Source organism: Ulvibacter sp. MAR_2010_11 (assembly GCF_002813135.1).
GTDB lineage: Bacteria > Bacteroidota > Bacteroidia > Flavobacteriales > Flavobacteriaceae > Altibacter.
In genome coordinates, this window is the sequence record NZ_PHTY01000001.1 from 487,460 (window position 1) to 502,047 (window position 14,588).

The window sequence follows — 14,588 nt, forward strand, 5'->3', positions numbered from 1 at the left end:
TCTTGGCATTAAATTATATGAAACTTAGAACTGAAAATAAGCCAACATTATACGGTTATACATAAGCCAAATTATTAAACTTAATCGCAGTCTTAATTATTAGAATTAATTTCGTTTTCAGCATCAAAGTCAATCACTCCTTCTTTTAACTCAGGAAATACTTCGGTTGTACTAATCTCATCCAATATCTCAACATTCTTTAATTTTCTCTGAATAGCTCTTGTCCTTTTACCCATTACATCGTCCAATTGATTTAAACCTGTTCTTATGTTGTTTTGAGCTCTAGACATCATATCCCCGAAATTTTCAAATTCCTTTTTAACAGCACCTAAAACGTGCCAAACTTCGCTACTCCTTTTTTGTATCGCGAGAGTTTTGAATCCCATTTGTAGGCTGTTTAATATGGCTGCTAATGTTGTAGGACCCGTTACTATAATCTTATAATCTCTTTGCAAGATTTCAAGTAAAGATGCCTTTCTTACTACTTCTGCATAAATCCCTTCAAATGGTAAAAACATAATTCCAAAATCTGTTGTATTTGGTGGGTCAATGTATTTTTCGCTAATGTCTTTAGCCATTTTTTTAATTGTATTTTCTAATTCTTTTTGAGCATATTGAATTTTGTCCAAATCTCCATCTTCATAGGCCTCTTGTAGCTTTTCATATACATCTTTAGGAAATTTAGCATCTACTGGAAGCCAAACAACCGAATCATCTTCATTTTTCCCTGGTAATTTTATAGCAAATTCCACTGTGGCAGAACTACCTTTTTTTGTTTTTACGTTTGATTCATATTGGTCTGGTGCAAGTATTTGTTCTAAAAGCATAGCAAGTTGAACTTCTCCAATTCCTCCACGCATTTTTACATTGCTGAGTACTTTTTTTAATCCTCCAACATCGGATGCTAGATTTTTCATTTCTCCTAAACCCTCTTGAACAGATTTTAATTGTTTTCCAACTGTTTCGAATGATTGAGTTAAGCGCTCATTTAAAGTTTTTTGCAACTTCTCATCTACCGTCTTTCTAACTTCATTGAGCTGTTTTGCATTATCTTCTCTAATTTCTTTAAGTTGATTTTCAACTGTTTCTTTTACTTCTTTAATCCTTTTTTCGGATTCTTGATTAATTTCAGTTTGTTGCTTGCTAAATGCATCAAATCTATCTTTTAAAAAGTCATTAAGTCTTTTGGTGTTTGTTTCAAACCCTTCTTTAAAAGCATCTAAAGATTTAGATAATTCTTCTCTTTGATTTTTTGACAACGAATTGGATTCTTCTCTATTTCTTTGAAATTCATCTTTCATTGATTTATCAGTTTTTTCTAATGATGAATCAAATTTCACGAGGGAATTTTTTGTTTCACCGAAGTGACCCTCAATATCAAAATCAAGTTTCATTTTTTTGAATAAAAAAACAATCAGATTTACAACTTGTAAAATTATCAGCGCTATAAGTAGAATTATTTCTGTCGTCATATTTAAATTTTCAGTATTAAGCCTAAATAATTATATCATTAACTAAAGTGCGTTTTTTATTAATTAAATGCGGGCTTAAAATTAAAAGGGGAGAGAATTTAGTAAACTAAACTACGCTAAGATATTAAATTTTAACATACAATTTGCAGTTGGTTGTTTATGTAGGTTAAAAATAATTTTTAATTTAAAAATTGCTCTAATCGCAGTGCTCTTAGAACTTCTTATACAGCTAATATTACGAGTTGTTTTCATGCCGCGATTAAACAACTTATTGTTTTCATAAATTGTTTGCTTTGGGCAGATGAAAAATCCCTTTCAACGTAACTTTTTGATGTCCAAACGCGCATGGTTTCGATTTCTTTTGCAGCTAGCTCCTCCAATTGTTTTTTCTTGCCAAATACTCCGCCAAAATATAAAGTCATTTTCGCATCGCAATTGAACTTTCCATCATTTACGAGTTCAAGTCGAGAACCATCACGAAAAAGAATATTTATTTTATTGTCATCATCAACACAACTTCCAGCGCCAACGGCTTGAATAGATAATATTAACGACTTTGAACTAGAACTATTTAACATAAGAATACCAAATCCAGTTTTTCCACCATCTTCTGATATTATTAATTTTTCATTCGCTCCTGTTGAAGATTTTCCAGTCATTTTATCAGTTTCGGTGCTAATGTAGCTTGAACAATCTGAACTCAACTCAGTATTTTCTGTAGCATCATGAGTGTCATTTTCAACATACGTCCAAGTTCCATTTTCATTTAATAGAACTTTATCTCCATCGAGGGTTGTTGCATTAATTTGCGACGATAGAAACTGACTAAAGGAAAATGAGATAGCAATTGTTAATAATACTCTTTTCATCCTTATTTAAATTAGATTTTACCTACTTCAGATTATGGCTGGCTTTTCGGTTTATTCCCAATTGGCAATTTAAATAATCGATTATGAAGATTATTACGGTTTTCCACAATAGTTGTTAATTCTAATTGAGAGCTAATGCTGTTATAACTATCTAGTCCGTAGCACCTTCGACGATGCCCTTTTTGCTTTCCTCCGAAATTTTGAAGCGGGATCGGGATTGGATTTCTCTCGGCGGTCGCCTTTGCAATTACTAAGTCTGCCACGCCTCTAGCGTGGCGCCTTTTTGTTTTCCTCCGCAATGCTGAAGCTTCGCTTCCATTGCTGCGGAAGAGGGATTGTAGTTCCCTACTACGCTCCCCTTAGCAAATACTAAGTCTGCATCACCTACGGCGATGCACTTTTTGTTTTCCTCCGAAATTTGGAAGCGTAGCTTCCATTTCTTAATTAAGAGGGATTGTAGTTCCCTACTGCGCTCCCCTTTGCAATTACTAAGTCGCAGCACCTGCGGCGATGCACTTTTTGTTTTCCTCCGCAATGCTGAAGCTTCGCTTCCATTGCTGCGGAAGAGGGATTGTAGTTCCCTACTACGCTCCCCTTTGCAAATACCAAGTCTGCCACGCCTCTAGCGTGGCGCCTTTTTGTTTTCCTCCGCAATGCTGAAGCTTCGCTTCCATTGCTGCGGAAAGAGGGATTGCAGATCCCTACTACGCTCCCCTTAGCAAATACTAAGTCTGCATCACCTACGGCGTTGCACTTTTTGTTTTCCTCCGCAATGCTGAAGCTTCGCTTCCATTGCTGCGGAAAGAGGGATTGCAGATCCCTACTACGCTCCCCTTAGCAAATACTAAGTCTGCATCACCTACGGCGTTGAACTTTTTGTTTTCCTCCGCAATGCTGAAGCTTCGCTTCCACTGCTGCGGAAAACAAAAAGTCCTGCAACTTTCGTTGCAGGACTTAGTGAGTGTAGTGACCGCGGAGGGATTCAAACCCCCAACCCTCAGAGCCGAAATCTGATGCGCTATTCAGTTGCGCCACGCGGCCTTGTCATTCCGTGCTTGACACGGAATCTCTTCTATATTATAAAATCACTATTAAGATAGTCTAGCCTTCACCACCGTAGAAATCGTCTTTCCATCGGCCTTGCCGGCTAGTTTGCTGTTTGCCATTCCCATTACCTTCCCCATGTCCTTCATGGAAGAGGCACCGGTTTGGGCAATGATTTCATCTACTACTTTTGCAACTTCTGCCTCGCTTAACTGAGCCGGTAAAAATTGCTCTATCACCGCTGCTTCCGCCAATTCAGGTTCGGCCAGATCGGCTCGCCCCTGCTCGGTATAAATTGCAGCACTGTCCTTCCGCTGCTTTACCAACTTTTGCAATAACTTCAATTCGTCTGCCTCAGCTATTTCTTCCCTGGCACCGGTTTCAGTCTGCGCCAAAAGGATGGCCGATTTCACCGCACGTAAGGCTTGTAAAGCAATCGTGTTCTTTTCTTTCATCGCCATTTTCATGGCATCCATTATCTGCGTTTGTAAACTCATGCAACATTTTTAATGAGACTGCGAAGATAGACAATCTACCCTTATTGCAAAAGCAGAAGTCCCCTAAAAAAAATCCGAATGCTTTCAGAAAAAACATCCGGATGTAAAAGTGTTACAGTTTGGATTAGTCTACATTATCGTGTAAAAACGAATTGTTGGAACGCAATTCGATATCGTCATCGTCATCGGTATTCACCGAAGTGCGGGACAAATTGGTGTCGCTCTTTTTGGTATCGTCCAAATCAATTCCCATCCGCTTGTACGCAGGTTGCTTTTCTATATCTTCAATCTTGGACGCACTGTTTCTAAACTTGTAATTAAAGTCCTTCATGGTCTTTTTACGCTCCTCACTGCGATCGCGTAATATTTTAGAAATCGGTGCATTCAACGGATCGGCAGGTTCGTTCGAGTCGGTTTCGGGCGCTGCAGGTGCATCGATGGTCTTCTTCTCAAAAACGATCTCCTCATCGGCTATTTCCTCCGTTTTCTTAACAGGCTTTGCCGCATTCAACATGGATTCCATTTCCTGGTAATCGTCCAGGCTGTATCTCTTAATGCCTTCCCCCGAAACTTCAGTAATTGGAACAACCTCTACATGATCTTTTACCTCAATTTCCTCAATGCGGGAAGTCATAATTTCCGGTTCCTCTTGCTTTTGCTCTTGCTGTTGTTTTGGCTGTGGTTTCTTTTCTGAAGGCGCGTGCAACGGTAAATCGAACATCAAAATCTGATCGTCGTTATCCTGAACTATTTCCGAAGCAGTTTCCTCTTCTTCCGAATCTTCCTCTTCGGCTTCAAAAGCTACTTCTTTGATCACAAAATCTGCTTCTTTTTTTGGTTCCGACTTCGGTTTTAAAATCACAAACTCGTTTACATCGATCTCGTTGATGAAAACCTGCTCGAATTCGGCCAAATGCAAAATATCGATCACCTCGTATTTTACATCCAGATTTTTAATAAGCTGGGAGGTTTCTATATAGCCTTCAAAAGGAAATTCCTTTTGAGGTGCCGGTTCTTCCTCTTCAAACAAAGTATGCTTTATAACCGGAGCCGGTGTAGCCGCCTTTACTTCAGGCTTTGCCTTTGCAGGCAGTTCCACCGGACTTGCAGTAGCCTTGGCGGTTAAAACCTGCTCGGCACGTTGTTCGTCTTCGAGGGTATGAATGATCTTTTTAGATTCGGTATTTACAATTTCATTCTGTTGCTCGGCATTGAAACCGGTAGCGATTACCGTAATAGCAATAGCCGCTTCCAAAGATTCGTCTTCGCCAACTCCCATGATGATATTGGCACTGTGACCCGCCTCATCCTGAATGTAATCACTAATTTCACCAATCTCATCGATGGTAATCTCTTCACTTCCCGAAACAATTAATAACAACACATTTTTCGCCCCCCGAATCTTGTTGTCGTTTAACAATGGTGAGTCCAAAGCCTTACTAATGGCCTCCTGAGCTCTGTTACCTCCTGTTGCATTGGCGCTTCCCATAATGGCGGTACCACTATTGGACAACACCGTTTTTGCATCCCGAAGGTCAATATTTTGTGTGTAGTGATGTGTAATTACTTCTGCAATACCACGCGCCGCTGTTGCCAACACCTCATCGGCCTTTGAGAATCCTGCTTTAAAGCCAAGATTTCCGTATACCTCGCGTAGTTTGTTGTTATTTATCACTACCAATGAATCTACATTCTGGCGCAGGTTTTCAACCCCAATATGCGCCTGGTCGTTTCGTAATTTTCCTTCAAACTGAAACGGAATCGTAACAATTCCCACGGTAAGAATGTCCATCTCCTTCGCCATCTTAGCAATGATAGGCGCAGCTCCCGTTCCGGTTCCACCTCCCATACCGGCCGTGATAAAAATCATTTTGGTATTTGAGGTAAGCATGTTTTTAATTTCTTCCAAACTCTCCACGGCAGATTGCTCCCCAATCTTTGGGTTTGCTCCTGCTCCCAATCCCTCAGTTAGCGAAACGCCTAACTGTATTTTAATCGGTACCGGGCTGTTCTCCAGGGCCTGGGCATCGGTGTTGCAAATAACAAAATCTACACCTTTTATGCCCTGACTAAACATATGGTTTATAGCATTGCTTCCGCCTCCCCCAACACCAATGACCTTGATCACATTGGATTGATTTTTTGGCAGATCGAAAGAAATGTTGTCAAATTCTGTGTTGCTGCTCATATTGTTGTTTTTGTGAGGTTTTATAATTTATTTTTTTCAATCTTCGGTTGTCCCGAATGCTACTCCGCGTTGTCTAAAAATTCTTTAAACTTCTCGGCCCATTTGTCAAAAAAGCGTCTTCGCTCTTTTGGAGTATCGTCTGTTTCTTCGTCTTCAGTTTGGGCAACTGTTGTATCCTTATCATCTTTCGAGGCTTCCATTTCGGCAAACGACTTGGGTTGTGGTGTTTTCGATTTACTTTGTAAACTGTTTAACACCAATCCTACCGCCGTTGCAAACATCGGGCTGGTGGTTTCGGTATTGGTATCGCCCGCCAAATGCTCGTTGGGATACCCAATACGCGTATCCATTCCCGTAATGTATTCGGTCAATTGCTTGATGTGTTGTAACTGAGCGCCACCGCCTGTTAACACAATCCCTGCAATCAGTTTCTTTTTTTGCTCCTCGTGACCGTAATTTTTTATTTCCAAATACACCTGTTCGATGATCTCCACGACGCGTGCGTGAATAATTTTCGACAAATTCTTCAGTGTAATCTCCTTCGGTTCTCTTCCACGTAAACCCGGAATTGAAACGATTTCGTTGTCTTTATTTTCTCCCGGCCATGCCGAACCGAATTTTATTTTTAGCAACTCGGCCTGCTTTTCAATAATGGAACAGCCTTCCTTGATGTCTTCTGTAATTACATTTCCACCGAAAGGAATCACAGCCGTATGCCGTATAATTCCGTCTTTAAAAATGGCGAGATCTGTGGTTCCCCCTCCTATATCGATCAACGCCACTCCTGCCTCTTTTTCCTCCTGACTCAAAACCGCATTCGCCGAAGCCAAAGGCTCCAACGTAATTCCGGAAAGCTCCAGTCCCGAACTTTTTACACATCTTCCAATGTTTCGGATAGACGAAACCTGTCCTACCACTACGTGAAAATTTGCCTCCAGTCTTCCGCCGTACATTCCGATAGGCTCTTTAATTTCAGCCTGCCCATCCACTTTAAAATCCTGTGGCAACACATGAATTATTTCTTCCCCCGGAAGCATCACCAGCTTATGCACCTGATTACACAGTCGGTCTATATCTTCTTCGTCGATCACCTCGTCGCTGTTGCTGCGGGTGATATAATCGCTGTGCTGAAGGCTTCGTATATGCTGACCTGCAATCCCTACCACCACATCCTGGATTTTCATCCCTGAAGAGGTTTCGGCATCCTGCACAGCCTGCTGTATAGACTGAATGGTTTGTGTAATATTATTAACAACACCCCGATGCACCCCCAGACTTTTGGATTTACCAATGCCCAAAATCTCGACCTTCCCGTACTCATTCTTCTTGCCGATCATGGCAACGATCTTTGTGGTTCCAATGTCTAATCCTACAGCAATGTTGTCTTTTTCCATTCCTTATTTTTTTGTAGCTACTACCTGATTTTCAAACTCCAAATTCACAAAACTGTAAATTGTGAGTGTACTGTCTTCCTTTGTTTTCTTATAAAAGGCCTTAAAATTCTGAAACTTCTTCTCCATGTTTTCAGGTTTGCCAAATTGTACTAACAAATCGTGTTTTCTCAATTTCAAATCGATGGTTCCATCCCGTTTTACATGCAATCCCACCACACTGTTTTTCATAAAGGGATCCTTGTTAATTTTTAAAAGTAGGGGCGTTACTTCTTCAAAATTGGAATTGGATGTTCCTGTAATTAATGGCACTCTTGCCGAATAAACCCACGACAATGGCATCTTTTTGCCATCGGCGTCTAAATAATAATTAGGCGAAGCAGCGACGCGTCCAATTGGTTTACGTTGCTCTATTTTTGCACCTAAGGCGCCATCAACCGTTACAAACACTTCAGCATCACGGATCATAGGGTTTTTTAAGAGCCTATCCTCCATCTCTTTCAAAACTAAAGTTTCTTTATCGATACTGGTAGCGCTATCAGTATTTTGTATTAACAATTTATTAACCGTGCTAACCGTGATAAACGGGTCGCTTTCATCGATAAATTCAACCTCAATTTTCGTGATTTTCCGGATGTCATTTCGGCGTTTTGTAAAGCTGAAAAGAAACACGATAAATCCGCTTAGCACCAAAAATTTTATGAGTCCCCAATTAATCTTCATCGCTCAATTTTTTAGTTATTTTTTGCACTTCTGCACCAATATCGCCCGCGCCTACCAACAATTGAATGCGGGCGCCCGATGCCTTCATTTTTTGCACTAATGCTTCTTTTGAAATCAAAGCCTTACTTTCCCGGGAAACCTGATCTAACAACCACTTGGAAGTGATTCCTTGAATTGGTTCTTCGCGTGCCGGATAAATTTCCAATAACAGCACCTCGTCAAACTGCGACAGACTTCGGGCAAAACCGCTTCCAAAGTCTCTGGTTCTGCTGAACAAATGCGGCTGAAAAACAATTAATTTCTTGTCGTTGGGATACATTTCACTCACCGCCTGATACAGGGCGTCAATCTCGGTAGGATGGTGCGCGTAATCGTCTATCACCACCAAATCATCGGTTTTAATTCGATAGGAGAATCTACGTTGCACTCCCTTAAAATTTTGTAAAGCTTCGGGCAGACCGGGTGTTGGGATACCGGAAAGAATGGCCATGCCCAAAGCTGTTACCGCATTATGTAGGTTGTGATGTCCGGGGAGATTAAAAACAAGGTCTTTTATGGTTTCATGAGGTGTTTTCAAATCAAAAATATAGCTGCCGTCATGGATTCGGACATTCCGTGCTTCGAAATCGGCTTCCTCATCCACAGCCACTGTTTGTCCTTCTAAAGGCAATCCCTTTTTAAAGAGTAAATGCTGTTTATTGGGCAATAAATTTGCAAAACTTCTAAAGGCGTCTTCAATAGTAGCAGAGTCTCCGTAAATGTCCAAATGATCTGCATCCATGGAGGTCACACAGGCAATATCCGGGCGAAGTGTTAAGAACGATCTGTCAAATTCATCTGCTTCCACTACAGTAATTTCGGTGCCTTTACTTATAAAATTTGAATTGTAATTTTCGGCGATTCCACCTAAAAATGCTGTTACCGGCATATTACAGGCCGCCATAAGGTGTCCCAGAATTGCCGAAGTAGTTGTTTTGCCGTGTGTTCCTGCAACCGCCAAACACAACGTATTTCGGGTTACTTCTCCTAACAGCGCCGCTCTTTTTACTACGGAATAGTTTTCGGTCTGAAAATGAGTCAGAATACTACTTGCTCTGGGAATGGCAGGTGTATACACGATTAACGATTTTTCTTTATTCCGGAATAATTCAGGAATTTCCGAAACCGAATCTGTAAACGTAACCCCAATCCCCTCTTGCTGCAAGGCATCGGTTAGTTCACTGGGTGTTTTGTCGTATCCGAAAACATCCTTCCCCAACAGCTTGCAATAGCGTGCCAGAGCGCTCATGCCAATGCCGCCAATGCCTACAAAGTAAAAAGATTGTATGTCCCGGATTTCTTTCATTAATTCGATTTCAATAATTTTTCAATTTCGGCTACGATGGCTTTGGTAGCGTTGGGTCGTGCCAGTTTTTTGATATTTTCTGAAAGGGTTTTTTGTTGTTCTTCTGAAGCCAATAAGGCAGAGAACTCAGTTTCAAACCTGCTTTCCAATTCGCTTTCCTTTAATAATAACGCTGCATTTTTTTCTGAAATTGCCATGGCGTTCTTGGTTTGGTGGTCTTCGGCCACATTGGGCGACGGAATAAACAGTACCGGTTTCCCTACCAAACAAAGTTCAGAAACCGACAAGGCACCGGCTCTGGAGATGATAAAGTCGGCTGCAGCATAGGCCAAATCCATTCTATTTAAAAACGTATGTACCTGTACGCTATCACTTCCTTTCCCGGAATACTCCGCCTCATAATATTTCCCGCATTGCCATATCACCTGAACCTCTTTTCCTTCAAAAAACGGTAATGACTTTTCAATTAGTTCATTTATTTTTTTTGCGCCCAGACTTCCGCCCAATACCAAAAGGGTCTTCTTATTCGCCTTCAGATTGAAAAATTGAATTGCTTCAGCTCGCTTAGTAGTCACGTCCAATAAATCTTGCCGCACCGGATTTCCGGTTAGCACCACTTTTTCAGAAGGGAAAAACCGTTCCATTCCTTCGTAAGCCACGCAGATTTTCTTCACGTTCCCTGCCAACCATTTATTGGTAATGCCCGCATGACTGTTCTGCTCCTGAATGAGACATGGAACATTTTGCTTTGAAGCAACACGTAGCAAAGGCGCACTCGCATATCCGCCGGTTCCTATGGCTACATCGGGTTTAAATTTTTTAAGAATTGCTTTCGACTTTAACAAACTGGAAACAAGTTTTAACGGAAAGGCTAAATTTTTAAGCGAAAGCTTTCGCTGCAATCCGGAAATCCAAAGTCCTTCGATCGCATATCCGGCCTGAGGCACCTTTTCCATTTCCATTCGGTCCTGAGCCCCAACAAACAAAAAAGCAGCATCGGGATAGCGCACTTTTAATTCGTTCGCAATCGCGACCGCCGGGTAGATATGACCTCCGGTTCCTCCTCCGCTTATTATGAATTTGTATGTCCTCTGTAAATTTTTCATTTCTTAGTTAAATATCACTATTAAGAAAAAAGACCGTTCCACTGCTAGAAAAAAGAAGTAAGACCGACTCCAGTAATTCCAAATAGTTTTTATATTTCATATCCTCCATTTTTTCTCTTTTCTCTTTTCTCTTTTCTCTTTTCTCTTTTCTCTATTCTCTTTTATCTATTCTCTAAATAGCCTCACTTAATACATCTAAAGGGTTTTGTTCTTTTTCTTCAGCTATTACAACCTCTCTTTTGGCGCTAACGCTTAAAATCATTCCCAGCGCCAAACAGGTCATCCAAATGGCACTACCTCCACTACTAATTAACGGCAAGGTTTTTCCGGTTACCGGAAACAATTCCACCGCCACTCCCATATTAATGAGCGCCTGAAACACTATGGGTAGACCTACGCCAATTACCAGTAATTTTCCAAACATGGAAGTTGCTTTATAGGCAACAATGACCAGACGAAATAACAACAAGAGGTATAGGAATAGTAAAAACAAGCCGCCCAGCATCCCGAATTCTTCCACGATAATGGCGTAGATAAAATCGGATGACGATTGCGGCAGGAAATTCTTCTGAATACTTTTTCCCGGGCCCAGACCTGTAATTCCGCCGGAAGCGATCGCTATTTTTGCCTTTTCAATCTGATAATCGGCTTCGGTGTCTTCTCCGTTTGAGAAATTCTCAATCCTACTCATCCAGGTATCTACCCTGTTCGGAAAAACTCCCGGAAAAGCCTTGGCTGTAAGCACGAACATTGTTAGTAAAAGCAGTCCCGCTCCCAACACAATCAAGAGGTATTTAAAAGGATAGCCCCCTATAAATACCAATACTACCACCATGGTAAAAATGATAGCCGTTGTCGATAAATTCGCAGGTAAAATTAATGCCAAGACCAAAAACACCGGTAACCACAAGGGCAATAGGGTCTCTTTAAAAGTGACCGTTTTATCCTTTATTCTGGAAAGATATCGGGCTACATAGGTTAATAAAACAACACCTGCGAGATTAGAAGTTTGAAAAGTCACGCCCACAAAAGGAACCCGTATCCAACGACTGGCGTTGGCACCGTCTATGGTGGTTCCCTCGGCCAAAGTGATAATCAACAACAAAACGACTACCGGCAGTGCGATAATGGACAGACCCCTAAAATAATGATAGGGAATTTTATGTACTCCGTATAAAATGGTGAAGCCCAATAATAAGTGTGCAAAATGTTTCAGCAAGAAAGGCAATGTGCTTCCGTCCCCGTACAAATAGGCCAGATTACTACTGGCGCTGTAGACGGGTAAAAAGGAAAACAAGGCGAGCAGGCCTACTACCGCCCAAATGGTTTTATCACCTTGTATATGCTTAAATATTTGCTGCATGAATCATTTCATTTTTATAAATTCCGAACGGCATCTTTAAATTGACGTCCGCGATCTTCGTAGTTTTCAAAAAGATCAAAACTTGCACAAGCCGGAGACAACAGCACAGTTTCTCCTCGACTTGCCATTCTATATGCCACCTGAACAGCATCTTGCATCGATTGGGTTTCCACCATAATGTCGACTACATTACCAAAGGCATTTATAATTTTTTGATTGTCGACCCCCAGACAAATAATGGCCTTTACCTTTTCGTTTACCAACGGCAACAACTCACTATAATCGTTACCCTTGTCTTCGCCTCCAACAATCCAAACTGTTGGAGTTTCCATGCTGTCTAAGGCATAAAACGTCGCATTGACATTGGTTGCCTTGGAATCGTTTATATAAAGCACTTTGTTAATTTTAAGCACTCTTTCCAAGCGATGCTCTACACCTTGGAAGCTTTCCATGCATTCCCTGATGGTGGTTTTCCTGATTTTTAGCAGGGTGGCTACCGTCGAGGCGGCCATTGCGTTCTTTAAATTGTGCTGTCCTTGTAATCCTAGTGTTGCGATTGGCATAGTGAGATTTGTATTATCTATTGTTAGTATTATGTTGTTGTCTTTTATAAATGCTCCTTTTTTCAGTTCCTTTTTTAATGAAAAAGGGAGTAATTGTGATTGTATGGGATGCTGCTGAAGCCATTTGTTTATTTCCGCATCGTCTGCGTCGTAAATGAAATAATCCTCGGGCGTCTGATTCATTGCAATCCGGAATTTTGAAGCGATATAATTCTCATAATTGTAATCGTATCGATCCAAATGGTCCGGGCTTAAATTGGTTAATACTGCTATGTGCGGTCTAAAAGTTTCGATGCCGTCCAGCTGAAAGCTGCTCAATTCCAGTACGAAATTTTCGTACACGTCTTCGGCGACTTCTTCGGCAAAACTCTTTCCTATATTTCCGCCCAAAGCCACATTCAATCCGCCTTGTCGAAGCAATTCGTACGTAAGTGTTGCTGTGGTGGTTTTTCCATTGCTTCCCGTAATCCCTACTATGATTGCCTTTGTATATTTTGAAGCAAATTCAATTTCAGAAATTACAGGAATACCTTTCGCCTTCAGCTTAACAACCATTGCAGCCGTATCTTTAATTCCGGGGCTTTTCATAACTATAGTTGCTGAAAGCACCTTCGCTTCGGTATGACCGCCTTCTTCCCATTCAATCTCATTATGTATAAGAACTTGTTTGTAATGCTCTTTTACTTTTCCGAAGTCTGACACAAACACTTCAAACCCCTTCTTTTTTCCTAGAATGGCCGTTCCCACTCCGCTTTCCCCCGCGCCCAATATGACCAGTCGTTCTGCCACTTCTATCTTATTTTTAGAGTGACTATTGTTAAAATCGCGAGAAAAATTCCCACGATCCAAAACCGTGTTACTATCTTACTTTCGTGAAATCCTTTTATTTGATAGTGATGGTGCAAGGGTGACATTCTGAAAATCCTTCGGCCTTCCCCAAATTTCTTTTTGGTGTATTTAAACCAGCTTACCTGCATCACGACCGAGAGGTTTTCCATAAGGAAAATTCCGCAGAGAATAGGGATAAGCCATTCCTTCCGAATCGCAATTGCGATCACGGCTATGATACCTCCAATAGTCAAACTCCCTGTATCGCCCATAAATACCTGTGCCGGAAAGGCATTGTACCATAGAAATCCGATGAGCGCTCCCACAAAGGCTGTTATAAAAATGGTCATCTCGCCCGTGTTGGGGATGTACATAATATTGAGATAGTCTGAAAACACCACATTCCCCGAAACCCATGCGAAGATGGCGAGTGTAATCGCAATAATCGCCGAAGTTCCTGCAGCCAGACCATCGATACCATCGGTTAGATTGGCACCATTAGAAACCGCCGTAATAATAAAGATGACAATGGGAATGAAAATAAGCCAGGCATATTTTTTATAATCATCACCTGCCCAGGCTATTAATCGTTCGTAATTAAATTCGTTTTCCTTGACAAAAGGAATGGTTGTTAATAATGTTTTTTCTTCGGGATAGAATTCTCTTGGTGAACTTTGGGTGATTAATTCGGAATCGTGCTTCGGATTTACTTTTTCACGTTTTACCGTAATATCCGGATGAAAAAACATGGTTGCACCCACTATAATTCCCAACCCCACCTGACCAATCACTTTAAACTTACCCGGCAATCCCGCCTTATCGTTTTTAAACTTCTTTAAATAATCGTCTATAAACCCGATAGTACCCATCCACAGCGTGGTTACCAAAAGTAAAATCACATAAATGTTTTCCAACTTTGCAAAGAGCAAGACCGGGATAATTGTGGCAAGAATGATAATAATTCCGCCCATGGTGGGAGTTCCGGCCTTTTCGTTCTGCCCCTCAAGTCCTAAATCTCTAATGGTTTCTCCAAGTTGTTTTCTTTGCAGGTATTTAATTATTTTCTTTCCGTAAACCGTTGCAATAATTAGAGACAAGATTACTGCCAATGACGCTCTGAAAGTGATAAACTGAAACAGACTCGCCCCCGGCAATTGATACGTTTTCTCTAGATATTCGAACAAATAATACAGCATATA

11 protein-coding genes and 1 tRNA gene are annotated in these 14,588 nt (G+C 41.0%); all 12 read right to left on the bottom strand.

What is annotated here, in order from left to right; translation table 11 throughout:
- Positions 1 to 92: 92 nt before the first annotated feature.
- Positions 93 to 1,472, bottom strand: coding sequence for a DNA recombination protein RmuC (locus ATE92_RS02375; RefSeq protein ID WP_198515588.1), 1,380 nt, complete (start codon positions 1,470 to 1,472; stop codon positions 93 to 95).
- A gap of 248 nt (positions 1,473 to 1,720) precedes the next feature.
- Positions 1,721 to 2,341 carry a hypothetical protein gene (locus ATE92_RS02380; RefSeq protein ID WP_100802176.1) on the bottom strand — a complete coding sequence of 207 codons (621 nt, stop codon included), beginning with the start codon at positions 2,339 to 2,341 and terminating at the stop codon, positions 1,721 to 1,723.
- 967 nt (positions 2,342 to 3,308) lie between these two features.
- A tRNA-Arg gene (locus ATE92_RS02390) sits at positions 3,309 to 3,382 on the bottom strand.
- 50 nt (positions 3,383 to 3,432) lie between these two features.
- Positions 3,433 to 3,882 carry a GatB/YqeY domain-containing protein gene (locus ATE92_RS02395; RefSeq protein ID WP_100802178.1) on the bottom strand — a complete coding sequence of 150 codons (450 nt, stop codon included), beginning with the start codon at positions 3,880 to 3,882 and terminating at the stop codon, positions 3,433 to 3,435.
- 124 nt (positions 3,883 to 4,006) lie between these two features.
- Entirely contained in the window at positions 4,007 to 6,070 is a 2,064-nt protein-coding gene (gene ftsZ / locus ATE92_RS02400) for a cell division protein FtsZ (RefSeq protein ID WP_100802179.1), read from the bottom strand.
- A gap of 59 nt (positions 6,071 to 6,129) precedes the next feature.
- Entirely contained in the window at positions 6,130 to 7,464 is a 1,335-nt protein-coding gene (gene ftsA, locus ATE92_RS02405; RefSeq protein ID WP_100802180.1) for a cell division protein FtsA, read from the bottom strand.
- Between the two features lie 3 nt (positions 7,465 to 7,467).
- A complete protein-coding gene (locus tag ATE92_RS02410; RefSeq protein ID WP_100802181.1) occupies positions 7,468 to 8,184 on the bottom strand; it encodes a cell division protein FtsQ/DivIB in 717 nt (238 codons plus the stop codon).
- Positions 8,174 to 9,529, bottom strand: coding sequence for a UDP-N-acetylmuramate--L-alanine ligase (murC, locus tag ATE92_RS02415; protein ID WP_100802182.1), 1,356 nt, complete (start codon positions 9,527 to 9,529; stop codon positions 8,174 to 8,176). Before murC ends, ATE92_RS02410 begins: the two co-directional genes overlap by 11 nt.
- The gene (gene murG / locus ATE92_RS02420) at positions 9,529 to 10,635 is read right to left on the bottom strand and encodes an undecaprenyldiphospho-muramoylpentapeptide beta-N-acetylglucosaminyltransferase (protein WP_100802183.1); all 1,107 of its coding nucleotides are present in this window, start codon (positions 10,633 to 10,635) and stop codon (positions 9,529 to 9,531) included. The genes murC and murG overlap by 1 nt, the downstream gene beginning before the upstream one ends.
- A 172-nt stretch (positions 10,636 to 10,807) precedes the next feature.
- Positions 10,808 to 11,998 carry an FtsW/RodA/SpoVE family cell cycle protein gene (locus ATE92_RS02425; protein ID WP_100802184.1) on the bottom strand — a complete coding sequence of 397 codons (1,191 nt, stop codon included), beginning with the start codon at positions 11,996 to 11,998 and terminating at the stop codon, positions 10,808 to 10,810.
- Between the two features lie 14 nt (positions 11,999 to 12,012).
- Positions 12,013 to 13,350: a UDP-N-acetylmuramoyl-L-alanine--D-glutamate ligase gene (murD, locus tag ATE92_RS02430; RefSeq protein ID WP_100802185.1), complete on the bottom strand. Its 1,338-nt coding sequence runs from the start codon at positions 13,348 to 13,350 to the stop codon at positions 12,013 to 12,015.
- Positions 13,351 to 13,352: 2 nt separating this feature from the next.
- Entirely contained in the window at positions 13,353 to 14,585 is a 1,233-nt protein-coding gene (mraY, locus tag ATE92_RS02435) for a phospho-N-acetylmuramoyl-pentapeptide-transferase (protein ID WP_100802186.1), read from the bottom strand.
- Between the last annotated feature and the right edge of the window lie 3 nt (positions 14,586 to 14,588).